This is a genomic window from Streptomyces malaysiense (assembly GCF_000980885.2).
GTDB lineage: Bacteria > Actinomycetota > Actinomycetes > Streptomycetales > Streptomycetaceae > Streptomyces > Streptomyces malaysiense.
The window spans coordinates 26,542-53,220 of the sequence record NZ_LBDA02000012.1; the positions used below are offsets into that span (position 1 = coordinate 26,542).

Here is a 26,679-nt window from a genome sequence, read left to right on the forward strand (position 1 = left end):
TCGCCGGCGCCGCCGGCGCCGTGCTCGCCGGGGGCTCCCGGTCTCAGGCGGCGCGCGTGAACAGGGGCAGGTAGCCGAGGGCCTGCCCGGAGGCGTTCGGGTGGTACGACTCGGTGAGGTCCAGCACCTCGACGCTGCGCAGCCACGGACCCGCGGAACAGATCTCGTGCCCGCTGAACGCGGTCCGGGCGTCCGCGAACGCGAACCCGTGACCGGTGGCGTGCTCGGCGATCACACCGTCGAGGTGGTCGATGGCCGCGTTGAGCGCCGCCCGCTCGGTGTCCTCCAGTCCCCGCGAGCAGGTGCCGTGGAGCTGGTAGAAGTGCGGATAGCCGAGCACCACGACGCGGGCGCCCGGCGCCTTTCCCCTGATCGCCGAGTAGACCCGGTCCAGATTGCCGGGCAGCGTCCTGTCGACGTAGGCGCGCGCGGTGCCGATGGCGTTGAGGCACGCCGTGGTGCCGGGCAGCGCGCAGATCCCCATCACCTTGGCCCAGCTCGCGTCACTGCCGCCGACGGTGACGCTGACCAGGTTGGTGCGGCCGCTCAGCGCGCCGAGCTGCTTGTTCAGCACGTCCCCGGTCTTGGCGCCGTTGCAGGCGGCGAAGGAGAACGACGAGGCGTGCGCCGAGGCCCACAGCGCCGGGTACGCCCGGCTGCTGCGCAGGCAGCTCGCGCCCTCGGGGAGGTAGTCGCCGGCGCCGACACCGGCCGAGTAGGAGTCCCCGAGCGCCACGTAGTCCAGGGCCGCGCGGTTCGGCGCCGCCGGTGCGCTGGCGGGACCGGTGAGGGCACAGGCGCCCGCGAGGGACAGGGCGGCGGCCCAGGACTGGATGCGGAACGGTCTCATGCCCCGTTTATCGCGGACCCCTGACACCTCCGCCTGGTCACGTTCCGCGATGTTGACAATCCGCTCAGTCAGTGCGCCCCCGGGGGCTGGTTCGGGCCGGAAGGCGTCGAAGCGCGGTGCCGTCGGGCCGTCGCCGGGCCGGCGTTCACCCGGAAGGACGTCACCCGGACGGGGGGCGGAGACGGGAAAGGCAAGGAGTGCGTACTCCTTGCCACTCTCAACTTATAGCGGGTGGGGGGCCTTGCGGCAAGGCCCCTCCGATGCCGCACAATCTCCGCTCTGGACGGCGAACCGCAGGTGGGACGCCTTTGCGGGGGAGGGACTTTCATGATCGACGTGATCATCACGGGCGGCGGGCCGACCGGGCTGATGCTGGCCGCCGAGCTGCGGCTGCACGGCGTGCGCACCGTCGTGCTGGAGAAGGAGACGGAGCCCACCCGGGTGGTCCGGGCGCTCGGGCTGCACGCGCGCAGCATCGAGGTGCTGGACCAGCGCGGCCTGCTGGAACGCTTCCTGGCCCAGGGCAGGAAGTACCCGCTCGGCGGCTTCTTCGCCGGCATCCGCAAACCGTCGCCGACGGGCCTGGACACCGCGCACGGGTATGTCCTCGGCATCCCGCAGCCCGTCACCGACCGCCTGCTGGCCGAGCACGCCGCACGGCTGGGCGCCGAGGTCCGCCGGGGCGCTGAACTGGTCGGGCTGGGCCAGGACGAGGACGGCGTGAGCGTCGAACTGGCCGACGGCACGCGGCTGCGCTCGCGCTACCTCGTCGGCTGCGACGGCGGCCGCAGTACGGTGCGCAAGCTGCTCGGCGTCGCCTTCCCCGGCGAGCCCTCCCGGACCGACACACTGCTCGGCGAGGCACGGCTGACCGCCTCGCCCGAGGAGGTGGACGCCGTGGTGACCGAGGTCCGCGCCACCCAGGTGCGGTTCGGCGTCGGACCCCTCGACGACGGGGTGTACCGCTTCGTCGTACCGGCCGACGGCGTCGCCGAGGACCGTACGGCCCAGCCGACCCTCGACGAGGTACGTCTCCGGTTGCGGGCCGTCGCCGGCACCGACTTCGGCATCCACGCGCCCCGCTGGCTCTCCCGCTTCGGCGACGGCACCCGGCAGGCCGAGCGCTACCGGGTCGGCCGCGTCCTGCTGGCGGGCGACGCGGCCCACGTCCATCCGCCGATGGGCGGGCAGGGGCTCAACCTCGGCCTCCAGGACGCGTTCAACCTCGGCTGGAAACTGGCCGCCGAGATCGCCGGCTGGGCGCCCGAGGGGCTGCTCGACACCTACGAGCGCGAACGCCATCCCGTCGCCGCCGACGTGCTCGACAACACCCGGGCCCAGATGGAACTGGTCTCCCTCGAACCCGGAGCCCGTGCGGTGCGCCGCCTGCTGTCGGAACTGATGGACTTCGAGGAGGTGAACCGCCGTCTGACCGAGAAGATCATCGCGACCGGGATCCGCTACGACTTCGGCGACGGCCCCGAACTCCTCGGCCGCCGTCTCCCGGACATGCCGCTGAAGCAGGGGCGCCTGTACGAGCTGCTGCACCGGGGCCGGGGCCTGCTGCTCGACCGTACCGGCCGCCTCTCGGTGACCGGCTGGGCCGACCGGATCGACCATGTCGTCGACGGCAGCGACGAACTGGACGTCCCCGCGGTGCTCCTGCGGCCCGACGGCCACGTGGCCTGGGCGGGCGAGGACCCGTCCGGCCTCGCCGAACGGCTGCCGAGGTGGTTCGGCGCGCCCGTTCCGTCCCGCTAGCGGCGCCCGCGCCGTCCACGGGCGCTCGGGCGCGGCGGTGTCCGCGCCCGAGCACCCGTGCCGGGCGCGCCGCGGGCCGCACGGACTCGCACGCCCGGGAGCCTCGGTGTCAGACGGCGCCGTCCTCGGCGGCCCGGAAGTAGTGGCCCTCCTCCAGGTCGGCGAGGAGGCTCGGACCGGTCGGGTCCCAGCCGAGCAGGGCGCGGGTGGCGGCGTTCGAGGCGGGGGCGTCGAGGGCGACGAAGCCGCTCATCCAGCCGAAGTGCCCGGCCAGGTCCTCGGCACCCACCGGCGCCGTCGGCAGCTTCAGCCGACGGCCGATCACCTCGGCGATCTCGCGCAGCGGCACGCCCTCCTCGGCAACCCCGTGCAGCACCGTGCCGGCGGGGGCCTTCTCGATCGCGAGCCGGAACAGCCGCGCGGCGTCCAGCCGGTGGACGGCCGACCAGCGGTTGGCGCCCGTGCCGGGATAGCCGGAGACGCCCTTTTCCCGCGCGACGCCGATCAGGAAGGTCATGAAGCCGTTGTCCCCGTCGCCGTGGCAGGTGGGGGAGAGGCGCACCACGGACGAGCGCACGCCGCGCCGCGCGCACGCGAGGACGGCCTGCGCGGTGACGGCGCGGATCAGGACCGGTGAGTCGCCCTCGGTCACCGGCATGTCCTGCTCCGTCGCCACCTGCCCCGGCTTGAGCCCGGCCAGTCCGGAGGCGAGCACGAAGGGGCGGTCGCTGTCCGCGAGCGCGTCGGTGAGCACGTCCACGGCCCTGCGGTCGGCCTCCGCGGCGCTCTGGAAGCCGCCGGAGAAGGCCACGTCGTGCTTGAAGGCGAGGTGGATCACCCCGTCCGAACCGGCGGCCGCGGCGCGCAGGACGTCCAGGTCGTCCAGGCCGCCCCGGACGACCTCGGCGCCGGCCGCGGTCAGCGACTCGGCGGAGGAGTCGGAACGGGCGAGGCCGACGACCTGATGACCCGCCCCGATGAGTTCAGGGACGACGGCCGAACCGATCCAGCCGGACGCCCCGGTCACGAAAACGCGCATGAGAGATCCCCAGACAGTTGATGTCAGTTACTGACATCGACGCTAGCACTGATGTCAGTCGCTGTCATCGCGTAGGATTCGGGCCATGGGCAGATGGGAGCCGAACACTCGTGAGCGCCTCGCGAAGGCGGCGTTGGACCTCTACGGCGAGCGTGGGTTCGAGCGGACCACCGTGGCGGAGATCGCCAAGAGCGCGGGACTCACCGAGCGCACCTTCTTCCGGCACTACGCCGACAAGCGCGAGGTGCTGTTCTCCGGCGCCATCGAATTCGAGCAGCTGTTCGCGCGAGCGGTCGCCGACGCCCCGCCGTCGGCCGCGCCGATCGACGCGCTGGCTTCGGGCCTCGACGCGATCTGCGCGGTGTTCGAGGAACGGCGCGACTTCGCGCGCAAGCGCCAGGCCGTCATCTCGGCGACCGCGGAACTCCGTGAACGCGAACTGATCAAACTGGCCTCCCTGGCGGCCGCCCTCACCGAGACCCTCCGCGGCCGGGGCGTCCCGTCCACGACCGCCGCCCTCACCGCCGAGACCGGCGTCGCCGTCTTCAAGGTGGCCTTCGAGCGCTGGATCACCGGCGACGAGGCACGTCCGCTGGGGCGATTGGCGCGGGAATCGCTCGCCGAACTCAAGGCCGTGGCCGTGGGCGGGAACGCCCCGGCGAGTGAGGTGTGACCGGCGGGGCGGACCCCTCCACCGGCCGGGGCGGCTCCGGTCGGTGCGGCCCCGCGTGCCACTGCCCCGGCCGCGACGGCGGCGCCTTTGAGCGCCACGCGCCTCCCCGCCCGGTCCGGCCCCTGGACCGAGGGGGAGCCGGCCCGGTCCGACCCCTGGGTGGAGCGTCGGTCGGCCCGGTACGCGCCCGCTTCCCGCGATCAGGGCCGGCACGGGCCCGCGGTACGCTCCCGCCGGCGCCCTCGGCCGGGGTGGGCCCCGGCCTTTTTGCCCGGGGTGTCCGTAGGGGACGCCGGATGCCGGGCACTCCCGGCCACCCGCGTTCCCGGCCCCCGTCCCCGTGTCACCCCTGCCCGCCGCCCGCCTCCGCGGGGGGCGCCCCGGTGACCGCCGCGCCGTACAGCGCGCGGGTCGCGGAGCCGAAGTACGCGCTGTACGAGACCTGCGGGGTGTTGCCGCCCGTGTGGTACCCGCCGATCACGCCGACGACCGCCCACCCGTCGACCCACGGAACGAGCATGGGGCCGCCGCTCGTGCCGCCGACGAAGGCGTCGCAGGCGATGCGCGAGAAGGTCCCCGGGTCGGCCGGATCGTCGCTGGCCCATCTCGTGGTCCGGCTCCAGCACTCCAGCGGCTTCTCCGCGCCCGCCGGGTAGCCGATCATCCGTACCGGCGCGTGGCGGTACCCGGTCCCCGTGAGCAGCCGAACCCCGCCGACCGCGTCCTGCAGCGACGTCCCGTCCTGGTCGGGTTCCGTCACCGCGAAGCCGAAGTCGTAGGCGGCGCCCGCGTGTTCGCCCCGGTCGTAGTACTGCTGCGGCACGTAGACCCCGTCGGGCGTGACCGGGAAGACCCCGTAGGGCTTGACCCCGTCGTGGTACTGGGGGACGAAGGCCAGCCGGCGCTGCGGGGCGGTGCCGGAGTAGCCCTTCAGGCAGTGGCCCGCGCTGAGGACCAGGTCGTGCCCGGGGCTGCGGACGACGGAGCCGCTGCAGGTGCGCCCGGTGCCCCGGGCGTCGGTCCAGAAGAAGGTGCCGGCCTGCGGGATGCCGTCGAAGCTGCGGCTGGGCGGGATGTACTCGCCCGGCCGGGGGCCGTCCACCGCGGGAGAGGCCGCGGGGCCCGGCTCGGAACCCTTCGCCCCCTCGGCGGGCAGGGCGGCCGTCATGCGGGCCGCCGTCCAGTAGGCGTCGAGCCGGGCGGCGACCGGATTCGGCCCCGCCGCCGTGTCCTTCGCGGAGGCCGCCGGGGTCGCCGGGACCGGCGAGGCCGAAGCCGCCCCGGCCGGACCGCCCGACAGCAGCAGCGCGGTGGCGCAGACGGCGAGGTGGCGCAAGCCCGGAATCCCACGCACCATCAGTTCCTCCCGGGGCACGGGTACATGACGGCTCACCCTAGGCCCGGGGCCGAAGCGGCGGAAGAACGCGTGGCGGTGGCGGCGGCCCCGCCGGGTCGCGTCGCGGCGGCGCCTCGTCGGCCGCTTCCCGCTCCGCCCCCGCCCGGCCGACGACATGGGGCGGCGTCAGAGGTGACAGGTGGGGCGTCGTCGGAGACGGCACCGCGCGAGATGCAAATGCTATGAAGCGCCTGAATGGGTACATTCTGTACAGGTGTATCTGTGTGGCACGTGAGTGTCACAGCCCGCCTCGGGGGCACTGACCAGCATGTTTGCGGGCTCGGCGAGCAAGGGCCTTGGGCCCTGCTGACCATTGGTCGAAGGGATGCCGGTTATGAACGAGGACACGAGGAGCCCGCACCCGGAGCAGCCGCCGCCCGGGGCGGTCCCCCCTGGGGACACCGCGCACGAGGCGACCCCGCGCGCGGCGGCCTGGGCCGATCCGGCCCCCCTGGGTCTGGCCGGCTTCGCCCTGACGACTCTGCTGCTGTCGATCATCAACACCAACCTGCTGAAGGAGACCGCCGGCATCCTGCCGGTCCTGGGTCTCGCCCTGTTCTACGGCGGACTCGCCCAGTTCGCCGCGGGCCTCATGGAGTTCCGCCGGGGCAACACCTTCGGGGCGACGGCGTTCGTCTCCTTCGCGGCCTTCTGGCTGTCCTACTGGTGGATCGCGCCCCGCGTGGCGCTCGCCGGTGACGCGCACAACGCGCTGGGCCTGTTCCTGCTCGGGTGGGCGATCTTCACCGCCTACATGACCGTCGGCGCCCTGCGGGTCAGCCTCCCGGTGCTCGCGGTGTTCGTGCTGCTGACCCTGACCTTCCTCTTCCTGGCCATCGGGTCGTTCCAGGGCGGCGCCGGGCACGTCATGACCGAGGTGGGCGGCTGGTTCGGCATCCTGACGGGGCTCGCCGCCTGGTACGCGTCGGCGGCCGGTGTCATCAACGCGGCGCACGGGCGCACCGTGGTGCCGCTCGGCTCGCTCCCGGGCCGGGCCGGGCCGGGAGCACGGGTGCGCCACGAGGAGCGGTCCGTCTGACAAGGGCGGCGTGATCCGCGTACCCGCCGGACGCGTCCTTCACCCGCCGCACCCGCCGCACCCGCCGCACCCGCCGCACCCGCCGCACCCGCCGCACCCGCCTCATCCCCGCCGCGCCGTCTCCGCCGCCGCCCCGCCCGCGCGCGGCCGCGCGCACCCGCGGCGCACCCCGTCGTACTCCGGCTCCCGCGGTCGCAGCCCCGCCACGGCGAAGCCGGCCGCCCCGGCGGCACGGCACGACGCCGGGTCGTCGGCCCGGTGGCCGGGTTCGAGGCGGAAGGGTCCGGCGTCGTCGAAGGCCCGGCGGGCCAGGGAGCGGCAGGCCCCGGAGGCCACGCCACCGCCCTCCCCGGGACGCCGGGTCCGGTGGGACACCCGGCCCGTCGAGTGGCGCCGGTCGACCGCGCTCACGGCCACATGGACGGTGTCCCCTCGTCCACGACGGCGAACGCGAAGGCCGTCTCGGACCAGCGCCGTGGCCACGGTCCCGTCGATGCCTCCAGCCGATCACCCGTCGCCGCGGTCTCCCGCACCGACCGCATGCCGGTCCCTCTCACCCGATCGGTGGACGGTTCGACTCGCGCGGTCCGGGGAGAGTGGGGTGGGGCACATGATCCGTTGCGTGTCCCCGCGCGGGCGCCGGACCGGTGGCGCCCGGCATGCGGAGCAAAGCTGCGCAGCCGTGAACGCGGAGGTGAACGCCGTACCTCGGCGGAGGACCAGAATTGCATCGCTCGTTTTCTTGAATCCTTCGTCTTTGTGAGAGTAGGTTCGGCCACATGACCGCCTCCCCGACTCCGACCACCGCCGAGGAGCTCCGCGGTGCCGGCCTGCGCGTGACGGCGGCTCGCGTCGCGCTGCTGGAGACGGTCCGGGATGGCGACCACCTCGGTGCCGAGGCGATCGCCTCCGGGGTCCGTGACCGCGTAGGCCATATATCCCTGCAAGCCGTCTACGAGGCTCTGCACGCGCTCACCGCGGCGGGGCTCGTGCGCCGCATCGAGCCGGCCGGTCATCCGGCCAGGTTCGAGGGGCGCGTCGGCGACAACCACCACCACATCGTGTGCCGGTCGTGCGGGGCCGTCGTCGACGTCGACTGCGTCGTCGGCGAAGCGCCCTGCCTGGCCGCCGCCGACGACCGGGGCTTCGCCATCGAGGAGGCCGAGGTCGTCTACTGGGGCGTGTGCCCCGGCTGTTCCACCGGCCGCAGTTCCTGAGCACCTGGTTCCGCTTAGTTCGGAAGGATTGCCATGACTGAGAACCACGACGCGATCGTCACAGACGCGAAGTCACAGGAGGGGAGCGGCGGCTGCCCCGTCGTTCACGACCGGGCTCTGCACCCGACCCAGGGCGGCGGCAACCGCCAGTGGTGGCCGGAGCGGCTCAACCTGAAGATCCTCGCCAAGAACCCGCCCGCGGCCAACCCGCTGGGCGAGGAATTCGACTACGCGGCGGCCTTCCGGAGCCTCGACCTCCCGGCGGTGAAGCGGGACATCGAGGAGGTGCTCACCACCTCCCAGGACTGGTGGCCCGCCGACTTCGGCCACTACGGCGGTCTGATCATCCGGATGGCCTGGCACGCCGCCGGTACCTACCGCATCAGCGACGGCCGCGGCGGCGCCGGTCACGGCCAGCAGCGCTTCGCCCCGCTGAACAGCTGGCCCGACAACGTCAACCTGGACAAGGCCCGCCGCCTGCTGTGGCCGGTGAAGAAGAAGTACGGCCAGAAGATCTCCTGGGGCGACCTGATGGTCCTCGCGGGCAACGTGGCGCTGGAGTCCATGGGCTTCGAGACCTTCGGCTTCGGCGGCGGCCGCAAGGACGTCTGGGAACCGGAGGAGGACGTCTACTGGGGTCCCGAGACCACCTGGCTCGACGACCGCCGCTACACCGGCGACCGCGAGCTGGAGAACCCGCTCGGCGCCGTCCAGATGGGCCTGATCTACGTCAACCCCGAGGGTCCGAACGGCAACCCGGACCCGCTGGCCGCGGCCCGCGACATCCGTGAGACCTTCCGCCGCATGGCGATGAACGACGAGGAGACCGTCGCCCTGATCGCCGGCGGCCACACCTTCGGCAAGACCCATGGCGCCGGCCCCGCCGACCACGTCGGCCTCGACCCCGAGGCCGCGGGCCTGGAGGAGCAGGGCATGGGGTGGAGGAGCACCTACGGCAGCGGCAAGGGCCGGGACGCCATCGGTTCCGGCCTAGAGGTCACCTGGACCTCCACCCCGACCCGGTGGAGCAACGGCTTCTTCGACAACCTGTTCGGCTACGAGTGGGAGCTGACCGAGTCCCCGGCCGGCGCCAAGCAGTGGGTCGCGAAGGACGCCGAGGCCACGGTCCCCGACCCGCAGGACCCGTCCGAGAAGCGTCTGCCCACGATGCTCACCACGGACCTCTCCCTGCGCTTCGACCCGATCTACGAGCCGATCTCCCGCCGCTTCCACGAGAACCCGCAGGAGTTCGCCGACGCCTTCGCCCGCGCCTGGTACAAGCTCACCCACCGCGACATGGGCCCGAAGTCCCTGTACCTCGGCCCCGAGGTCCCCGAGGAGACCCTGATCTGGCAGGACCCGCTGCCGGAGCGCGAGGGCGAGCTGATCGACGACGCGGACATCGCGGCCCTCAAGGACAAGCTGCTCGGCTCCGGTCTGAGCGTCGGCCAGCTGGTCACCACCGCGTGGGCCTCCGCGTCCACCTTCCGCGGCAGCGACAAGCGCGGCGGCGCCAACGGCGCCCGCATCCGCCTCGCGCCGCAGCGCGGCTGGGAGGTCAACCAGCCCGACGAGCTGGCCCAGGTGCTGCGCACCCTGGAGGGCGTCCAGCGGGACTTCGACGCCGCCGGCGCCAAGAAGGTCTCGATGGCCGACCTGATCGTCCTCGGCGGTGTCGCCGCGGTCGAGAAGGCGGCGAAGGAGGGCGGTTTCGAGGTCCGGGTGCCGTTCACACCGGGCCGGGTGGACGCCGGTGACGAGCACACCGACACGGAGTCCTTCGAGGCGCTGGAGCCGACCGCGGACGGCTTCCGCAACTACCTCGGCAAGGGCAACCGGCTGCCGGGCGAGTACCTGCTGCTCGACCGTGCCAACCTGCTCACCCTCAGCGCCCCCGAGCTGACCGTCCTCGTCGGCGGTCTGCGCGTGCTCGGCACCAACCACGCGCAGGCCCAGCAGCAGGGCGTCCTCACCAAGACGCCCGGCGTCCTCACCAACGACTTCTTCGTCAACCTGCTCGACATGGGCACGACCTGGAAGTCCACCTCCGAGGACCAGACCGCCTTCGAGGGCCGCGACACCGTGACGGGCGAGCTGAAGTGGGCCGGCAGCCGTGCCGACCTCGTCTTCGGCTCCAACTCCGAGCTGCGCGCCCTCGCCGAGGTCTACGCGAGCGACGACGCCAGGGAGAAGTTCGTGAAGGACTTCGTCGCCGCCTGGGACAAGGTCATGAACCTGGACCGGTTCGACGTCGCCTGATCCGGCCGGCACGGTGTCCGGGCCGCCCCGTGCGGGCGGCCCGGACACCGTCGTCCTGTCGGCTCGTCCCATCGGTGCGGGTCGGCGGGGGGGCGAGCGGGTACGACACCCGCGTGTGCGTCAGCCGTCAGCCGCGCAGCGCCTCGAAGGCGTCCCGGGCCGCCGCGCCCATCGCCAGCTCGATGTCCGGCGCCAGAGCGGCCCGCCGACCGGCGCGGGTGAGCGCGGCCATGGCGACCCGGTCGCCGGACTCCGCCTCCACCACGCCGATCTCGTGCCGCAGATGGAGGAACGTGCCGGTCTTCCCGCTCCAGCGCAGGGAGTCCGCGCGCAGGTCGCACGCCAGCCGCTGGGTGAAGACCTGCGAGCCCATCAGCCGCCGCAGCTCGGCCGTCGCCCCGGGCACGGCGATCTCGTCGCACCACACCCGCCGCAGCAGGCCGACGAGCGCCGCCGCCGAGCCGCTGTTGGCGCGCGCCGGGTCCAGGGTCTCGATGGTCGCCAGGCCCGCCCGTTCGTCCCGTACGGCCAGCTCCAGGGCGAGCGAGAAGTCGTTGCCCGCGGCGCCGACCGCGCATTCGTACATATGGTTCATCCGGTGCCGCATCCGGATGCCGTCGCACCCCCACGCCCGCAGCCGCGCGTCCACCTCGGCCACCTGCACCAGGTCGAACAGCGCGTCCGCGGCGGCGTTGTCACTCACCGACAGCATCAGCAGGAGCAGATCACCGACGGCCACGGTGGCCGGGTGCCGGAACGCCGAGAGACCGGTGGACCCGACGCTGCTGCGGGCCGGATCGACCGTCACCGGCCGCGCCGCGTCCAGTTCGCCGGCCGCGATCCGGTCGAGCACGACCAGTGCCAGCGGAACCTTCGCGACGGACGCGAGGGGCATCGACTCGTCGACGCCGAAGCCGAGTCGCGTACCCGTGTCCAGGTTCAGGGCGAGGAACGAGCCGCGCACGCCGAGCGCCGCCCAGTCCGCAGCGACCGCCTCGGCGACATCCATCAGGGCGCCGTCGTCGCCGACGCAGACCGGCCGGCCGTGCGCGGCGCCCGTCTCCGCCGGGCTCATCCACGGGCCGCCAGACGTGCGGGCACGTCGCCGGCGGCCCGGAGGTCCCCGGTGTCACCGTGCCGTGCCGCCCCGACCGCGCCGACGGCCTGGGCCAGTGGCCGAGTCAGCCATCGCGGCACCTCCGGTGTGCCTCGCGGGCCGGGGGGCGCGCTCACGTCGTACCCGCGGTGCAGGGCGGTGTCGCCCAGGGGCGCCCACCGGGCGTCGTAGCGGTGCGCGTACTGCTCCGTGCACAGCAGCAGGGCGCGCCCGGCCAGGGTCTCGGTGAGCGCGTCGGCCGCCGGGCCGGCCGGTGCGATCCGTCCCTCCGGCAGCCCGGCGCGTGCGACGGCCCGTGCGAACCGCTCCTCGAAGCAGGGGACCCGGTCCTCGGCCAGGACGAGGACCGGGAGCGGCGGGGACGCGGGCGGTGCGCCGGTACGGCGACGACGGGGCCGCAGCTCTTCGAGGTGGAGGGCGCGCGGCGCCTGCGGGGTGCCGGCCGGCGCGGAGGCCAGCCCCAACGGGACCCGGAGGGCCGCGCGTTCCGGTACGACGCGGACGAGCGCGTAGGCGAGCGAGCCGTCGCTCAGGCCCGACTCGCGCTCCATGGGCGGCAGTTCGCGCATGCCGAGGGTGATCCCGTGCTCGGTGCCGGCCCGCAGGGCGCGGGCCAGGGCGGCGGGCGCGCAGTCCCCGGGCACGCCGACGGCGCGGACCCTGCGGGCCGACTGGGCGGCCTGCCGCAGCCGCTGGGCGCGGTCCAGGACGTCGCGGGCGTATGGCAGGAGCAGCACGCCCAGCTCGGTGGTCGTGACCTGGCGCCGGGAACGGTCGAACAGCGGACCGCCGAAGTGGCCCTCCAGCGTCTTGATCCGCCGGCTGAGCAGCGGCTGCGCGATACCGAGCCGGTCGGCCGCCCTGGAGAAGCTCGCCTCGTCGGCGGTCGCCACGTACGCCTCCAGGTGCGCCAGTAGATCCATCCAGTAGTCATATCAAAAAGGCATGGGACATGCACAGTTCACTCTTGGACATGAGCGTCCCCGTGCTGTTTCGCTGTCCCCCATGGATCAGCCCGCCCGACAGGGCGTGACCTGGGAGGACTTCACCATGACCGCTTCCGGACCGCTCGCGCGTCGTGGCCTGCTGAAGGCAGGCTTCGCGCTCACCTCCGTGGCCGCCGTCGCGTCCGCCGGGCGGGCCGCCGCCGCCCCGGCCGCCCCGCACTCCGGAGAGTTGGCCGATCTGGAGCGGCGCTACGGTGCCCGGCTCGGCGTCCACGCGCGCAATGTGCGCACCGGACAGGTGCTCGCCCACCGGGCGGGCGAACGGTTCGCGATGTGCTCGGTGTTCAAGGCGTTCGCGGCCGCCGCCGTGCTGCGTGACGAGGCGCGCTGCGCGCCGATGGACAAGGTGATCCACTACCCGCCGCACGACCTGCTGCCCAACTCGCCCCGTACGGAGGAGAATCAGCCCACCGGCATGGCCATGGCCGAGGTGTGCGCGGCGGCGATCCAGTACAGCGACAACGCGGCAGGCAACCTGCTCCTCCGCCAACTGGACGGGCCGGCCGGCCTCACCCGGTTCTTCCGCTCGCTCGGCGACGGGGTGAGCCGGCTCGACCGGTGGGAGCCCGAGCTGAACACGGCGGTCCCCGGGGACCCGCGCGACACCACGACCCCCGGTGCCGTCGCCGCGAGCATCGAGCGGCTGGCCCTCGGCCGGGCCCTGGCCGCCCCCGACCGCGAGCGGTTCGTGGCCTGGCTGAAGGGCAACACCACCAGCGGAACGCGGTTCCGCGCCGGACTGCCCGTGGGCTGGACCGTCGCCGACAAGACCGGGACCGGGGACTACGCGAGCGCCAACGACGTCGGCGTCGCCTGGACCACCCGGCGGACCCCCGTCGTCCTGGCCGTCCTGTCGACGAAGGAGGACGACAAGGACGCCCCGGTGGACGAGGCCCTCATCGCCGAGGCGGCCCGCATCGCCGCACGGACGGTGGCGCCCGGGGAGTGAGCCCCGCACAGGACGCGGGGCAGGCTGCGCCTACGCGGTCGGCCGGCCGCCGTAGGGAACCGTGAGGAGTTCCATCGCGTGTCCGACCGGATCCATGAAGTACACGCCCTTGCCGCCGTCGTTGCGGTTGATGGTGCCGGGGTGTTTCTGGTGCGGGTCGGCGTAGTGCTCTATGCCGCGCTCGGTGATGCGGGCGTACGCGGCGTCGAACTCCTCCTCGGAGACCAGGAACGCGTAGTGCTGCGGAGTGATCCTGTCCTCGGGGACGGTGGCGAAGTCCAGCGTGACGCCGTTGCCCAGGGCCACGGCCACGAACGGGCCCCACTCCCCGGTGATGTCCAGGCCCACGATCTCGGTGAAGAAGCGCGCGGACTCCCGGTTGTCCCGGGCATGGACGATGGTGTGGTTCAGATCTACCGACAAGGAATGCCTCCAGGGGCATCTCCCGGCACCTCCATGCCTCACCCGGCCGGTGACCGGCACGCGATGCCGCCGCCCAGTGTAGTCAGCCGTTCGGCGTAGCGGAGAGGGCAGGATTTGAACCTGCGCGGGCTCCGAGGAACCCGACCGTGAGCTGTGCTCGCTGGTCCCCGATAAGCCACTCCGGGCACCTCTCCCTGTGATCGCTGTGATCACTGTGACCGGTTCCGGTCTCCCGTCCCGCTCACAGGATCAACGGTGCCAGGAGGGGCTGACCGGGGGCTGACGCCCCGCTGACCCCGGCCGCCCGTCAGGGGGGCGGTGCCGAGCGATCACCAGCAGCAGCCGTGGCCGCCGCGGGCAGGCAGAGCGCGGTGACGGCCCGGAACGTGGCCCGCCGGCCGGGCGGCGTGGCCGGCACCGATCCCGCCGGGACGCCGGCGAGCGCGGACTCGGGGCTCGGCATGAGCCCGAGGCCCGGCACCCGGCCGGCGGCCCGCGCCCGAGCGGGGCCGTTCGGCCCAAGGCGGACGGGGACGGGGCCCCTGGGGTTTTTGATCGTGCGGCGTCGTGTCCGGACTCCAGTGGGGGGAGGCCGGACACGACGGTTCCCGGATACCCCGGTCCACCCAGGTGGTAGACGGGATGCCCCGGTGGTAGAGGTGGTACGAGCCAGGGCCCCGGCCGCCCGAGGGCCGAACACGCCGCCCGAGGGGTGCGCGCGGACACCGCGCGCGCCGGCGGTCCGGGAACCCGGCGAGGAGTGAGCGAGCATGGCAGAACGCCCCACACCTGGGCACGGCGAGTCCGAGCCGGAGGACCCTCCCGCGCGGGGCGACCTCGGTCGCCGGCTCCGGCGGCGCCGGGCGGAACTCGGGCTGAGCCGGGAAGAGGTGGCCGCGCGCGCCGGTATGGCCGAGGCGTACGTCGCCCATCTGGAGCAGCACAGCACCGCCGCGCCCGACTCCGGCACCCTGCTGCGGCTCGCCGGGGCGCTGCGCACCAGTCCCCAGGAACTCGGCGGCGGATACGCCGGGCTGCCGTCCGGGCTGGGGCAGGCCGCCCGCGAGCCGCGGATGGACGAACTCGACGAACAGGAATGCAGGGAGCTGCTGTCGACGCACGGTGTCGGAAGGTTCTCCCTCAGCACCGAGGGCGCGCCCGTCGTCCTGCCGGTGAACTACACCGTCGTGGACGGCGCGATCGTGTTCCGGACCCGCGAGGGCTCGGTGATCACCCAGGGCCTCGACCGTGAGGTGGCCTTCGAGGTGGACCGGGTGGACGACGCGCTGAGCGAGGGCTGGAGCGTGCTGGTGCGGGGGACCGCCCGGGTCGTGGGCGATCCCGTCGAGGCGGAGCGGCTGGCCGGACGGGCGTACAGCACCCCGTGGGCCGGCGGGGGCCGTGATCTGTGGGTGCGGATCGAGCCCGCCGCGTACACGGGCCGTCGTATCGAGGCGGGCTGAGGCCGACGGGGGTTGGGAGCGCCCGGGTGTCGCCGGGCCGCCGTGTCCCGAGCCCCGGCCGCACGGGCGTCACCCCGGGCGAGCCACGCCGTCCGGGGATGCCGACGGCACCAGGTTGACCACGCCCACGACCCCGTCCAGCCGCCAGGCCGCGAAGCCGGCGCGGGCGATGGCGCCGCGCAGTTCCGCGCCGCCCGCGAGGGTGACGATGCCGTCCCGCACGGACACGGTGACCGCCTCCGGGGGCAGGCCCAGCTCGCCCGACACGATCTCCTCGGACACCTGGCGGCGGATCTCGTCGTCCCCGCGCAGAAAGACCCGGAGCAGGTCACGGCGGGTGACGATTCCGATCAGCCGGTCCTCCTCGTCCACCACCGGCAGGCGCTCCACGCCGCGCCGCTCCATCAGCCGGGCGGCGTCCGGGACCCGCTGCTCGGGGTGGACGGTGACGGCGGGCGTCGACATCAGTTCGCGCGCCGGTGGCTCCCGTACCGGCTCGTCGGGGGCCCGTCCCTGCCGTGCCGCCCGTTCGCGCACCAGGTCGGAGGCCGAGACGACGCCGAGCACCTTGTCGTCATGGTCGACCACCGGCAGCCCGCTGATCCCGTACCGGTCCAGCAGCCGGGCCACGGCCGCGGACGACGTCGTCTCCGACGCGGTGACCACATCGCCTGTCATCACCTCGCCGATCGTGCTCTGGGTCACGGCTCTTCCTCCTTCAGGGTGGGCGGGCCCCCTTCGATGGATGGCGGTGCTCTCCCGCCTCCGTGAGCCCCCTCGACGCCCCGGCCACGCGCGTCGCCGCTGTCCGATTCGAGCCGGTACCACCAGCGTGCCCCGTCCGTCGCCCGGGGCCGAGGGCCGGGTGCCCCCGGGGAGGGGACCTTTGGTCCCGTCCCCGGACCCCTTACGGCTCCGCCGGGGTGCTTCTCCACGGGGCACGCGGCCCCTCCGGACGGCCCGCACGGCCCACGGGCGCGAGTCCCCTCCAAGGGGGACGCTTGTCCTACGGGAGAGCGTTCGGTGGACGGCGGGAAGCGTCGGGTCGGATCCGGAGGGACACGTCATGGCTGGTCGTATCGCGGTGGGAGTCGACGGGTCGCCGCAGAGTGTCGCCGCCGCTCACTGGGCCGCGCAGGAGGCGGTGCGCCGGGGCGCCGAGCTGGTCGTGGCGCACGCGTGGGTCACCGACGTGCGGTCGTCGCCGGCGGCGACACGGGACAGTACGGAACGCGGCTGGGCGGAGCGCGTGCTGCGGGAGGCGGTCGGCAGCGTGCGCGCGGCACATCCGACGCTGGCCGTGACCGGCAGGCTGATCGCCGAGTCGCCCGTGCCCGCGCTGCTGTCCGTGGCCGCCGAGGCGGACACGCTGGTGGTGGGCACGCTCGGACTCGGCCGGGCCGCCGGGGTCCTCGTCGGCTCGGTCTCGCTGCGGGTCGCGGGCCGCGCCCCCTGCCCGGTGGTGCTGGTACGGGCCGGCCGCGGTGCCGCCGACGAGCATCTGCCGGCCTCTCCCGGACTCGCGCCGGACGAGATCCCGAGCATCCCGTACCGCGCGGTCGTGCTCGGCCTGGACGTCGGCAGCGCGTGCGACCAGCCGATCGGGTTCGCCTTCGAGGCCGCCCGGCGGCGCTGTACCGAGCTGCGCGTGTGCCATGTCCGGGAGCCGGACGAGGGCACCGGCGCCGAGGGGGCGGCCGCCGCCGAGCACGCCGTGATCGCGCTTCTGCGGCCCTGGCACGAGAAGTACCCGGACGTGTCCGTCGCCACGACCGTCACGGAGGGCCGGGCGGGCGACGAGCTCGTGCGGGCCACGGACGGTGCCGGACTCGTCGTGGTGGGCCGCCGGATCAGCGGCAGCAGGCTCGGCGAACGCCTCGGCCATGTCGCCCACGCGGTCGTCCAGCACGCCGAGTGCCCGGTCGCGATCGTCCCGCACAACTGAGCGCGCGGCCCGTCGAGTGGCGGAGAGGGCAGGATTTGAACCTGCGCGGGCTCCGAGGAACCCGACCGTGAGCTGTGCTCGCTGGTCCCCGATAAGCCACTCCGGGCACCTCTCCCTGTGATCGCTGTGATCACTGTGACCGGTTCCGGTCTCCCGTCCCGCTCACAGGAACAACGGTGCCAGGAGGGGCTGACCGGGGACTGACGCCCCGCTGACCCCGGCCGCCCGTCACCGTCAACGCCACCGGCGCGTCGCAGAGTTCGCCGGGGGACGCGAGCACGGGGTCCACACCCGGCGCGGAGCCCGGGTTCGTCCGGGGGTCCGCGGTCCCCGAGGGCTGCCGAATTTCCCAGTACCGCCAGTAACATGATCACCTTTGTCACTGGTTGTATCGGCCAGTCAAGTCGGCGCGCCGCTCGATGTCGTGTCTTTCCCGGAGATGCCCATGTCTGCTGTCAGTGACGCATTAGAAGACGCCCGTACCCAGTACGAGCAGCACACCCGTGCCTGTCGCCAGTGCCGCGCCGACTCCGCGCCCTGCGCCGTGGCCAAGCACCTGTGGCGGCTGTTCAACAAGGCCCGGCAGAACCAGTTGCGGTCGGACGGGGCCTGACCGGGTCGCGGTCAACTGCCCCGCACGGCGCGCGGGCGGGCGTCGGGCGGCGGCGCGTTCCGGGCCGCCGGGCCCCGCGCGAACAAGCGGAGCACGTTCTCCGTGGTGCGGGTGACGAAGGCGCGGGTGCGGGCGTCCATCCCGTGGTCGCGGCCGAGTTCGCCCGTCCCGGCAAGCAGCCCCTCCACCCAGCGCATGGTCCCCGTCGCGAACACCCCGGCCCCGGCCGGGGTGGTGTAGTACGCCGAGTCGCTGTGACTCGGCCGGCCCTCGCACACCAGCGGGGAACGCGCTGTGATCTCCAGCGGGCCGGGGACCGGGAAGCCCGGGGTGACCCGGTCGTACTCCACGCCCACCAGATGCGCGAAGCCGTCCCCGGCACGGACGCCGGTGCCCTCGTACGCCCAGTGGCCCGGCGTCCGTACGACGTACGACGCGTCGACGGGGTAGCCCTCGTAGAGCACACCGGTGAGCGCGGACTCGGGGTCGGCCCCCGGCGGGAGCCGGAAGTCGGTGGTCACCAGCTCCGGGGCGGACGGATAGGACGGGTCGGCGCGGTAGTCGCTCTTGTAGCAGACCACCGTACGATCCGCCGCGCCCTCCCCGGGCTCCAGCCGCACCCGGCGGAAGCAGGTGTTCGCGCCGAGGAAGGCGATGTTCGTCCCGGCGTCCCGGGCGGCGGTGACGTGGGCGCGCTGCTCGGGCGTCCAGTACTCGTCGTGCCCCAGGCAGACCACGGCGTGCGCGCCCCGCAGCACCCCCGGGTCCCGGTGGACGTCGGTACCGGTGCTGTACGCGAGCGGGATGCCGAGCCGCTCGGCGAGCACCACCAGCGCCCGTTCGTAGGTCAGGAACTTCTCCGCCCCGCTCCCGTCGTAGGGCCGGTCGAAGCTGACCGCGAGGGAGCGGGTGGCGTACGTGCCGTCCGCTCCGGCGTACAGGCTGGCGCCGCCCCAGCGGTTGTACGCCTGCCAGGTGGCCGGGGCGTGCAGCAGCACCGTACGGCCCGTGCCGTCGGTGGAGCGGACCACGAGCGGGACGTAACGCTGGTGCCCGGTCTCCGCCTCCAGGCGCAGCAGATAGGCGCCTTCCGGCCAGCCGGTGGTGTCCACGGGCAGGGTGACCGGCCAGCCGGCGCGCACGGTCCGGGTGGCGGTCAGCACCCCGGGGGCGGCCCGCGCCCGGCCGGGTGTCCGGCCCGACACCCAGATCCGCCGGGCCCCGGCGCCGTCGTACCAGCCGACGCGGAACGCCGAGACCCGGAACGCCGCCGCCGTGGTCGACACATGCAGTCCGAAGGTCTCGCCCGGGGCCACGCTCACCCGGTCCGGGTAGCCGCTCACCGCGTCCGGCGGCCCGGTCGGACCGAGCCGCCAGGCGGCGGTGCCCGGCGCGTCCCGTTCCGACTCCGGCCGCGGCCGGCCGCCGCCGGAACGGGCCGGCGCGCCGGTGCACGCGGCGGCCGTACCGAGCCCCGCGCCCGCGCACAGGGCGAGGAACCGCCGCCGCCCGAACCCGGGGCCGCTCGCCGGGTCGGTGCCGAATCCCGGATGGGTCATCGCTCCAGCGTCGGGGCGGGCCCGGCCGGGACGCAACCCGTCGGCCGGTGGTGCGGGTCTGCGACGCCCCCCGTGGACCTGCGGCGCGACCCGTCGGGCGCGGACTCCGGTGCGCGTGTGCCGATGGCGGGTGGCGTCGCCGAGGAACCCGCCGGGGCCCCGTCCGCACGGGGCGCCTGCCGTCCGGCCGACGTCCGGGGAGAGCCGTACGTCCGCCGCCGTACCGGCTCGTACCGCCCGGGGCGCCCTGCCGCCGTGCCGGGCCCAGCGCCGGCACCCCGGCCGGCCGGGACGGGACGCGGCCGCACTGCGCGAGCACCGGCCGGAGCGCGGCCCCGTCCGCCGAGGGCGCGGGCGGTCCGGTCCGGCCGGCGTGCGCGGCCGGCGGCCCTGAGCCGGGAGCGCGCGGCGGCGGCCCCGCCGCGTCCGTGCGGCCACGCGCCGAATCGACTCCGCCACCCTCACGGCGCGCGCCCCGGTGCCCGAGCGGCCCGCCCCCGCGAGCGCGGCCGGCCGGCTGCCGACCCCCTACAGCGCCGGTTCGTCGAGGAGGCTCAGCAGCCACTCCGCGCTCTGTGTGACGCCGGGCGCGGGGCGCCCCGGGTCGGGGAACATCCGGCTCCAGGAGGCGGCGCGGCCCAGCGAGCTGAGCCGCCAGGCGAGGCTCGCGGCCCGCCGCAGGTCGGCGGCCGGGCGCCCGGCCCCGGTCCAGGGCTCCAGATAGGCGTCGCGCAGCCGGGGCAGCGCCTGCGCGCCGTACCGCTCGCGGACCTGCTCGCCGGTGACCCTGAGGCTGCAGAACGGGTGGGACACGGCCGCGTCCCCCCAGTCGAAGAACGTGAACCGGCCCGGCGCCGGGCGGAACAGCTGCCCGTCGTGCAGATCCGCGTGTTCGAGGGTGTCCGCGACGCCGACGGCGGCGAGTTCGGCGCACCAGTCCACGAGCCGTGGCCGTACGGCCGCCACCCGGGCGCGGGCGCCGGGATCGAGCGCGGTGTCAGCCGCGAGCAGCCGGTCGAACACCTCGGGCAGGTCGAGGGTGCGGGCCGGCGGGACCCCGAGCCGCTCCAGTTCCCCGGCGTACGGGGTCAGGGTGCGCTGCACGCCCGCGTACTGGCGCAGCAGGTCCTCCCAGACCTCCGGTCCGACCGTCTCCCGCGCCAGCACCTGCCGGAACAGATCGCCGCCGTCGGGGAGCAGCGACCAGGCGCGCGCCGCGTCCACGGCCAGCGGCTCCAGCACATGTCCGGGCACCCAGCGGGCCAGCGCGGCGGTCAGCGGGCCCTCGAAGGCACTGGACCGCGGATTCGCCTTGAACCAGACCGCGTCCCCGTCCGCCACGGGCACCCGCGCCAGCACCGACCACGGCCGCAGCCGCACCCGGAGTTCACCGTCCGCGCGCAGGCCCCGCTCGGCCAGGCACCCCTCGATCCAGTCGAGGGCCGCGGCCCGCCAGGACTCCTGCTCCCACGGTGTCACCGCGTCCGGGAAGGCGCCCCGGTCCACGGTCATCGAGATCTCACTGCGCATCACGCCATCCCAGCAGCACGGCCCCGGGCCTGACCACCGGTTTTCTGGCGTGGGCACGCGTGTGCCCCCGGCCGAGGGCCGGGGGCACACCCGTAGGGCCGGCTGTCGTCAGCTCTGCTGACGGCGGCGCATGGTGAAGTACGTGCCCGTCAGACCGGCGGCCAGCAGGGCGCCGACGCCGAGGCCGACCGGGAGGGCCGGGAAGGACGCGTCCGAGGTGTCGGCCGCGTTCTGGAGGGCCGGGCCCGGGGTGATGCTGGTGTGCACCGGGGCGACGTGCTTGATCCGGCCGACGGACTTCACGGAGCCGTCGGTGTTCAGCAGCACCTGCTTGTTGTTCGGGTGCCGGAAGTCGAACATCCCGCGGAGCGAGCCCGCCTTGGCGTCGAAGGAGGCGTCACCGACGCGGCCGGTGTGCCAGTTGTCCTCGATGAAGCGGGTGATGGACGCCTGGTCGGTGAGCGTGTGGTCGACCTTGTTCACCTTGCTGTAGGGCGAGATGACCAGCAGCGGCTGCCGGGTGCCGGGACCGCAGCGGTCGGCGTAGCCGCCGGCCGCCTTCGGGCCGCTCTGGCAGGCCGGACTGTCGACGGTCTTGCCGTTGGAGCCGACCGAGGTGTCGGTGGAGCCGTTGCGCGGGGCGACGAACGCGTGGTCGTACCAGCCGTCGGAGTCGTCGTAGGCGACCACGATCGCGGTGGACCTCCACTGCGGCGAGCTCTGGATCGCGTTGATCTCGCCGACCAGGAAGTGCTGCTCGTCGATCGGGTCCGAGTACCCGGCGTGGCCGTCCTGGTACGAGCCGGCCTTGAGGAAGCTGACGGCCGGGAGCCTGCCCGACTTGAGCGCGGCGGAGAAGTCGGTCAGGTCGTAGTTGTGGTTGGCCTGGCCGCTGTGGCCGATCTCGGAGACGGACTTCGGCGGCAGGTGGTGCGGGTTGGCCGTCGACTTGTAGTACGAGAACGGGTTGTGGTGCGGGCTGTAGTCGACCACGGCCGCGCCGCCCACGTTGGTGTGCGTGGTGTCGCACTTCGCGTACGAGCCGGACTTGCCGTCCCACGCGGTCGACGGACGGAAGCCGCCCTGGAACCAACCCCAGGAGACCTTCTTGGCGTTGAGCAGGTCACCGACGTTCTTGCCCTGCATGGACGCCAGCGCGTTGCCGCTGGTGTGGTCCTTGCCGGAGCAGTCGTCCCAGGCCGGGTCCGGGTCGTTGACGACCGTGCCGACACCGTCGGCGTCCGGCGACTGGACCGTGTACGAGTCCGGCTTGTCGGTCTGCTTGCCGGTGGCCGGGTCGATGGAGACCACGCCGTGCGTGTTGCCGGAGGCCAGGTTGAGGGCACCGGGGGTGGACGGCCCGTAGTTGGAGCTGTAGGAGCGGTCGCTCAGCGTGTAGTGCTGGGCGTAGTTCCACAGCGCGGTGACGGTGTTGCCGTCGTAGTAGTCCATCGCCAGGCCCGGCTCGCCGAACAGGCCGCCGCTGCACTTGTCGACCTCGGTGTTCTGCACGAACTGGTCGGCCTTGCCGCCGTTGTAGGCGTACTGCTCCGGGCCGTAGGAGTGGTTCTGGTCACAGGTCATGGCCTGGGACGGCGACAGCCGCTTCGGCGCGTACTGATTCGGGTTGTTCTTCAGCAGCCCGGCGTTGGCGAGGGTGTCGATGTTCTTCGGCGTGTGCTTCGACGCGGTGAACTTCGTGCCGTCGGTGTTGGCGGCCTTCGGGTACGTGGCGAAGTAGTGGTCGAAGGAGATGTTCTCGTCGAAGAGCACGACGACATGCTTGATCGGCGTCGCGGTCGACGAGGCCCCGTGTACGTGGGCGGGCGTCGCCGCCCACCCGGGCGCGTTGCTGCCGAGCGCGGTGAGCGCCGCGACTCCCGCGAGCGCGCCCAGGCTGCGCATCGCGGCTCGCCTTCCTCTGCTGGCCATGGTGGTTAACCCCTTTGGACAGAACGTCTGTGCGGTGTACGAGCAGGCATGCTGCGCTCCTTGCGGGGCGCGATGGCGGAGCAATGATGTCGCGTGGGTGAACACCGAGTCAGGGAACCTGTGGGAAAACTTGACGGTGTATTGACCAAGTGGACCGTCGGCTTGTCCGGACAGGTTCGGGTGAACTGCCCGCTCGAACAGGGGAAAAGGACCGGACCGGCCCGCCGGCGGACCGGACACGTCAGGCGAACAGGGCGCGTCCGTACCAGTCCTGGACATCGCGTACCCCGGGCAGCGCGAAGAAGTAGCCGCCGCCGAACGGGCTGATGTAGTCGGTCAGCGGCTCGCCGGCCAGCCGGTGCTGCACGGTCTCGAACTGCCTTACGAGATCCTGCTGGTAGCAGGTGAACAACAGGCCCATGTCGAGGTTGCCGTTGGCATCCATGCCCAGGTCGTAGTTGTACGCGCGGCGCAACAGGCGTTGCCGGGCGGTGGCCGGGGTGCGCGGGTTGGCGAGCCGGATGTGCGCGTCCAGCGGGATGACGTCGCCCTTGGGGTCGTCGGCGTACTTCGGCACGTCGTGCTCACGGTCACCGTCCAGCGGCGCGCCGGAGGAACGGGAACGGCCGATCATCCGCTCCTGCTCGGTGAGCGAGACCCGGTCCCAGAACTCCACCAGCATCCGGATCAGCCGTACGACCTGGTAGCTGCCGCCGACGGCCCAGTCCGGCTCGCCCGAGTCCCGGTCCACCCAGATCAGTCGGTCCATCTCGCGGGCGCTGGCGGTGTCCGGGTTGGCTATGCCGTCACGGAACCCGAGCAGATTGCGCGGGGTGCCGGAGGGCCGGGGCGGGCTGGCGAAGCCGTCCATCCGCCAGCGGACCTGGATGCCGCCCCGGGTGTGCCGGGCGATGTCCCGCAGCGCGTGCAGGGTGGTGTCCGGGTCGTCGGCGTGCAGCTGGAGGCTGAGATCGCCGTGGCACCACTCGGGCCTGAGGTCGTCGTCGGGGAAGGCGGGCATGGCGGTCAGCCGTCCGGGCCTGCGCGCGGTCAGCCCGAACCGGTCGTCGAACAGCGAGGCGCCGACTCCCAAGGTGACGGCCAGCTGCCCGCCGGGCAGCCGGTCCCCGAGGATGCCCGAGTCGGCGGGCGGCCCGGTGACGCCCACCGGGTCCGGGCTGCCGCCGGTGGTGAGCAGCCGGGCCCGTTCGGTCAACGTCCTCAGCAGATCCACGAGTTCGGCACGCGTCTCGGCGGTCACGTCGAGGGCGGCGAACACACAGGTACGGCGGGGTGCCGCGATCGCCGATGCCTGGTGGACGCCGTGGAACGGCGCGAGGGCGGTCTTCGCCCCGGCCGTGCCCGGGTCCGGGGCGGCGGCGCCGGTGGTGAGCCCCGCGCCCGCGAGCGCGGCACCGCGAAGGAAGCCGCGCCGGGCGAGTCCGGAGGGTCGTTCGGCGGTGCTCACACGGTCCTCCGGGGGTCGCACAGGGTCGCCACCGACGCCAGCCGCTCCACGAGTCCGCCGAGCGCGGAGTCGACCCGCTCCCGCTGGGCGCGGGTCAGCCGGTCGAGCGCGGTCCAGTGCCCGTCGTGCCGGAACCCGTCGAGGGTCCGGCCGGCCTGTGTCGACTCCTGCTCCAGGCCCGGCAGATCGGCGTACCTGGTGGTGAGCAGCGGACGCAGCCGGGACAGCACCTCGCGGGTGCCGTCGAGGTTGGCGCGGGCGGTGGCGAGGTTGCTGCCGCTGCCGTAGTCGGTGCGGCCGGTCAGTTCGAACTGGACGGTGTTCTCCAGGATCTCGTGCGCGCGCAGCCCGAGCTGGGCGGGGTCCATGCGGCTCTGCGCCCAGCCGTCACGCAGCCCGGTGAGCGCCTTGACCAGGGCGGCGGCCGGAGCGCGCAGTCCGTTGGCCGACTCTCCGTGCCACAGGCCGTACTCGATGCGGTGGAACCCGGTGAAGCCCTTGTCGTGCACCCCGCCCGGCAGTCCGGCGTCGGTCCCGTTGATCTCGCCGTCCACGTCGCCGAAGGCGTCGTACGCCGCTCCGAGCCGTTCGTACTGGAGATGTGCCGGCAGCCAGGCCGAGCGGGCGGCGGCGAGGTCGCCCCGGTCGATGGCGTCCTTGAGGCCGGCCGACAGCCGTACGGCCGTGGAGAGTCCGCCGCCCACCCACTTCTGGTAGGCGAGGGCGGGCGGGATCAGATCGTGCTCGGTGACCGGGGCGGCACCGGGGCCGCGCCGCCCGCCGGTGACCCGCACGGTGGGTCCGGTGACGGCGTCGGCGTCGTCGGGGACGCACATGAACGCGTACGAACCCTTTCCCACCCGGACCGTCAACTGCCGTGTGGTGCCGGGGCCGATGCCCTCCACCTCGCCGTACACCGCGTGGGTGCCCGGGTCCTCCAGGTAGACCTCGGCGGCGCCGTCGGAGGTGTTGTGCAGGTCGAAGGTCTGCACCCCGGGCTCGGGACGGGTCCAGCCCCGGCCGCACCGGCTCTCGGAGACCTCGACGACCAGGCGCCGGGTGGCGGTCCTCTTCTGCCCGGAGCCGCCGGAGCAGAGGGCGACCAGGGCGAGCGCGACGGCGAGTACGAGGAACACGGTCGGTGCCGTCCGGGGACGATGCGACCGCGTGCCGAGGCGGGGCAACGGCATGCTGAGCCTTTCCGGACGACGTACGCAGGTGTCCGCGGGGCGGGTCGACCGCCGGCGGAACGGCCTCATCGTAGACACCCGGAGTGAACCGAACACCCGTCCGGGGTGTTCGGTGGCCAAGAATTTCCCGGGGGTTCACCGGACGGAGGCCCGACCGGGGGTCCGTCCGGTGGGTGGACCGGGGTCCGGCCGGGGCGGTGCGTTCAGCGTACGGGGAAGCCGAAACCGTAGCCCTGCTGCTTCAGCCACGGCAGCAGGGTGCGCAGCGCGGCCACGGTCTGCGAGCGGTCGCCGCCCGCGTCGTGGAAGAGCAGGGTGGGCCCGTTGGCCAGTTCGTTCCTGACGGTGGAGACGATGGCGTCCGTGCCCGGTCGTTCGAAGTCCTTGGAGTCCACGTTCCAGCCCAGCGGCCGCATCCCGTGCGACGCGGCGAGTTTCCTGCTGTACGGCGTGAAGGCGCCGCCCGGTGCCCGGTAGTACATCGGGCGGACGCCCCCGGACGCCTCGGTTATCTGCCGCTCTGCGTCCAGGATCTGCTGCGACTGGTAGGACTCGGACTTGTGGTCCATGCCGGTGTCGTGCGACACCGTGTGGTCGCACAGCCGGTGCCCGGCCGCGACCACACGCTTGACGATGTCCGGGTGCGCCTGCGCCTCGGGGCCGATCATGCAGAACGTCGCCTTGACGCCGTTCTCCCGCAGCACCTGGAGCACCTGCGGGGTCCAGGTCGGGTCGGGGCCGTCGTCGATGGTGATGTTGACGGCGTGCGCGCCGCCGTCCGAGGAGTGGGCGATGACGGGGGACACGGTCACCGTCTTCGGCGCGGTGTGGTGGGCCGGCGCGGCCGGGGTGTTCTGCCCCGCCTGCGCGGTCCACACCGAGGCGCCGGCCGTCAGCGCCGTGACCCCGACCGCCGCCCCGATCACCCATCCGTACCATCCTCGCCCGCCGTGCCGCGCCATGTCCCGCCCCCTGCTCCCCGCCGTGTCCCCGGCTCTCGTGTCGTGCACTGCACCTGCCAGGACGGTGGCGACACCGCCCGCGCTCCCGCTGTTACCGATCAAGGACAATTCCGCGACAACGCCTGGACGTGGTGTCCGCCGCCGAGGGGCGCGCACCGGTTTTCGAAGGGGCGGTGCTCCGCGGCGCGGGCCGCCGTGTTCGGCGTGGCGGCCGAGCCGGGGCCCCGGACGGTCGGGGGGGCGGCAGGGCCCGCGCATCGTCCAGGGGGCCCGGCCGACGGCGGTGC

General features: G+C 73.7%; 22 protein-coding genes and 2 pseudogenes. 8 read left to right on the forward strand and 16 right to left on the reverse strand.

From position 1 onward, the window contains the following. Nucleotides 1-43 precede the first annotated feature (43 nt). A complete protein-coding gene (locus VT52_RS06005) occupies nucleotides 44-850 on the reverse strand; it encodes an SGNH/GDSL hydrolase family protein (RefSeq protein WP_079174863.1) in 807 nt (268 codons plus the stop codon). A gap of 327 nt (nucleotides 851-1,177) precedes the next feature. On the opposite strand from VT52_RS06005, the gene rox reads away from it, so the two are divergent. Beyond that, the gene (gene rox, locus VT52_RS06010) at nucleotides 1,178-2,611 is read left to right on the forward strand and encodes a rifampin monooxygenase (RefSeq protein ID WP_046420046.1); all 1,434 of its coding nucleotides are present in this window, start codon (nucleotides 1,178-1,180) and stop codon (nucleotides 2,609-2,611) included. A 109-nt stretch (nucleotides 2,612-2,720) separates the two neighbouring features. Here rox and VT52_RS06015 read toward each other — a convergent pair whose 3' ends face one another. After that, on the reverse strand, nucleotides 2,721-3,650 hold the full coding sequence (locus VT52_RS06015) for an SDR family oxidoreductase (RefSeq protein ID WP_046420049.1): 930 nt from the start codon (nucleotides 3,648-3,650) through the stop codon (nucleotides 2,721-2,723). Between the two features lie 85 nt (nucleotides 3,651-3,735). Here VT52_RS06015 and VT52_RS06020 point away from each other — a divergent pair, with 85 nt between their 5' ends. After that, nucleotides 3,736-4,323, forward strand: a complete 588-nt coding sequence (locus VT52_RS06020; protein WP_046420051.1) for a TetR family transcriptional regulator — start codon at nucleotides 3,736-3,738, stop codon at nucleotides 4,321-4,323. 343 nt (nucleotides 4,324-4,666) lie between these two features. Here the strand turns inward: VT52_RS06020 and VT52_RS06025 are convergent, their stop codons facing one another. Then, complete coding sequence (locus tag VT52_RS06025; RefSeq protein WP_053055477.1) at nucleotides 4,667-5,680, reverse strand: trypsin-like serine peptidase; 1,014 nt, start codon at nucleotides 5,678-5,680, stop codon at nucleotides 4,667-4,669. A 373-nt stretch (nucleotides 5,681-6,053) separates the two neighbouring features. Here VT52_RS06025 and VT52_RS06030 point away from each other — a divergent pair, with 373 nt between their 5' ends. Beyond that, the gene (locus VT52_RS06030) at nucleotides 6,054-6,758 is read left to right on the forward strand and encodes an acetate uptake transporter (RefSeq protein ID WP_079174865.1); all 705 of its coding nucleotides are present in this window, start codon (nucleotides 6,054-6,056) and stop codon (nucleotides 6,756-6,758) included. A gap of 102 nt (nucleotides 6,759-6,860) precedes the next feature. Here the strand turns inward: VT52_RS06030 and VT52_RS37805 are convergent, their stop codons facing one another. Continuing rightward, nucleotides 6,861-7,169, reverse strand: coding sequence for a hypothetical protein (locus VT52_RS37805; protein WP_167377658.1), 309 nt, complete (start codon nucleotides 7,167-7,169; stop codon nucleotides 6,861-6,863). Nucleotides 7,170-7,537: 368 nt separating this feature from the next. On the opposite strand from VT52_RS37805, the gene VT52_RS06040 reads away from it, so the two are divergent. Beyond that, on the forward strand, nucleotides 7,538-7,975 hold the full coding sequence (locus VT52_RS06040) for a Fur family transcriptional regulator (protein WP_046420054.1): 438 nt from the start codon (nucleotides 7,538-7,540) through the stop codon (nucleotides 7,973-7,975). A 33-nt stretch (nucleotides 7,976-8,008) separates the two neighbouring features. Continuing rightward, nucleotides 8,009-10,234 (forward strand): catalase/peroxidase HPI, encoded by a 2,226-nt coding sequence (gene katG / locus VT52_RS06045; RefSeq protein ID WP_046420056.1) that lies wholly within the window; start codon nucleotides 8,009-8,011, stop codon nucleotides 10,232-10,234. A gap of 127 nt (nucleotides 10,235-10,361) precedes the next feature. On the opposite strand, the gene VT52_RS06050 is transcribed toward katG, so the two are convergent. Both VT52_RS06050 and VT52_RS06055 read right to left on the reverse strand, forming a co-directional pair. After that, the gene (locus VT52_RS06050) at nucleotides 10,362-11,309 is read right to left on the reverse strand and encodes a serine hydrolase (RefSeq protein WP_046420058.1); all 948 of its coding nucleotides are present in this window, start codon (nucleotides 11,307-11,309) and stop codon (nucleotides 10,362-10,364) included. Next, a complete protein-coding gene (locus tag VT52_RS06055) occupies nucleotides 11,306-12,274 on the reverse strand; it encodes a LysR family transcriptional regulator (RefSeq protein ID WP_046420061.1) in 969 nt (322 codons plus the stop codon). The genes VT52_RS06050 and VT52_RS06055 overlap by 4 nt, the downstream gene beginning before the upstream one ends. A gap of 127 nt (nucleotides 12,275-12,401) precedes the next feature. Here VT52_RS06055 and bla point away from each other — a divergent pair, with 127 nt between their 5' ends. Beyond that, a complete protein-coding gene (gene bla / locus VT52_RS06060; protein WP_046420088.1) occupies nucleotides 12,402-13,307 on the forward strand; it encodes a class A beta-lactamase in 906 nt (301 codons plus the stop codon). A 30-nt stretch (nucleotides 13,308-13,337) separates the two neighbouring features. Here bla and VT52_RS06065 read toward each other — a convergent pair whose 3' ends face one another. Together VT52_RS06065 and VT52_RS37810 are read right to left on the reverse strand one after the other, a co-directional pair. Further along, nucleotides 13,338-13,730 carry a VOC family protein gene (locus VT52_RS06065; RefSeq protein WP_046420066.1) on the reverse strand — a complete coding sequence of 131 codons (393 nt, stop codon included), beginning with the start codon at nucleotides 13,728-13,730 and terminating at the stop codon, nucleotides 13,338-13,340. A gap of 99 nt (nucleotides 13,731-13,829) precedes the next feature. Further along, a pseudogene (locus tag VT52_RS37810) lies at nucleotides 13,830-13,924 on the reverse strand. Between the two features lie 576 nt (nucleotides 13,925-14,500). Between VT52_RS37810 and VT52_RS06070 the strand changes: the two are divergent. After that, on the forward strand, nucleotides 14,501-15,193 hold the full coding sequence (locus VT52_RS06070; protein ID WP_046420069.1) for a helix-turn-helix domain-containing protein: 693 nt from the start codon (nucleotides 14,501-14,503) through the stop codon (nucleotides 15,191-15,193). A gap of 69 nt (nucleotides 15,194-15,262) precedes the next feature. On the opposite strand, the gene VT52_RS06075 is transcribed toward VT52_RS06070, so the two are convergent. After that, complete coding sequence (locus VT52_RS06075; RefSeq protein ID WP_338059177.1) at nucleotides 15,263-15,898, reverse strand: CBS domain-containing protein; 636 nt, start codon at nucleotides 15,896-15,898, stop codon at nucleotides 15,263-15,265. Nucleotides 15,899-16,259: 361 nt separating this feature from the next. On the opposite strand from VT52_RS06075, the gene VT52_RS06080 reads away from it, so the two are divergent. Then, complete coding sequence (locus tag VT52_RS06080; protein ID WP_046420070.1) at nucleotides 16,260-17,138, forward strand: universal stress protein; 879 nt, start codon at nucleotides 16,260-16,262, stop codon at nucleotides 17,136-17,138. A gap of 17 nt (nucleotides 17,139-17,155) precedes the next feature. On the opposite strand, the pseudogene VT52_RS37815 reads toward VT52_RS06080, so the two are convergent. From VT52_RS37815 to VT52_RS06110, 7 genes and pseudogenes are all read right to left on the reverse strand, one after another. After that, nucleotides 17,156-17,253: pseudogene (locus VT52_RS37815) on the reverse strand. Nucleotides 17,254-17,762: 509 nt separating this feature from the next. After that, nucleotides 17,763-19,310, reverse strand: a complete 1,548-nt coding sequence (locus VT52_RS06085; RefSeq protein WP_240509653.1) for a N,N-dimethylformamidase beta subunit family domain-containing protein — start codon at nucleotides 19,308-19,310, stop codon at nucleotides 17,763-17,765. Nucleotides 19,311-19,838: 528 nt separating this feature from the next. After that, a complete protein-coding gene (locus VT52_RS06090) occupies nucleotides 19,839-20,840 on the reverse strand; it encodes an aminoglycoside phosphotransferase family protein (protein ID WP_046423757.1) in 1,002 nt (333 codons plus the stop codon). Between the two features lie 108 nt (nucleotides 20,841-20,948). Then, entirely contained in the window at nucleotides 20,949-22,772 is a 1,824-nt protein-coding gene (locus VT52_RS06095; RefSeq protein WP_046423759.1) for a phospholipase C, read from the reverse strand. A gap of 241 nt (nucleotides 22,773-23,013) precedes the next feature. Continuing rightward, nucleotides 23,014-24,240: an iron uptake transporter deferrochelatase/peroxidase subunit gene (gene efeB, locus VT52_RS06100; protein ID WP_046423760.1), complete on the reverse strand. Its 1,227-nt coding sequence runs from the start codon at nucleotides 24,238-24,240 to the stop codon at nucleotides 23,014-23,016. Next, entirely contained in the window at nucleotides 24,237-25,430 is a 1,194-nt protein-coding gene (locus tag VT52_RS06105) for an EfeM/EfeO family lipoprotein (RefSeq protein ID WP_046423762.1), read from the reverse strand. Before VT52_RS06105 ends, efeB begins: the two co-directional genes overlap by 4 nt. A gap of 203 nt (nucleotides 25,431-25,633) precedes the next feature. Next, nucleotides 25,634-26,392, reverse strand: a complete 759-nt coding sequence (locus tag VT52_RS06110; protein ID WP_046423764.1) for a polysaccharide deacetylase family protein — start codon at nucleotides 26,390-26,392, stop codon at nucleotides 25,634-25,636. Nucleotides 26,393-26,679 lie beyond the last annotated feature (287 nt).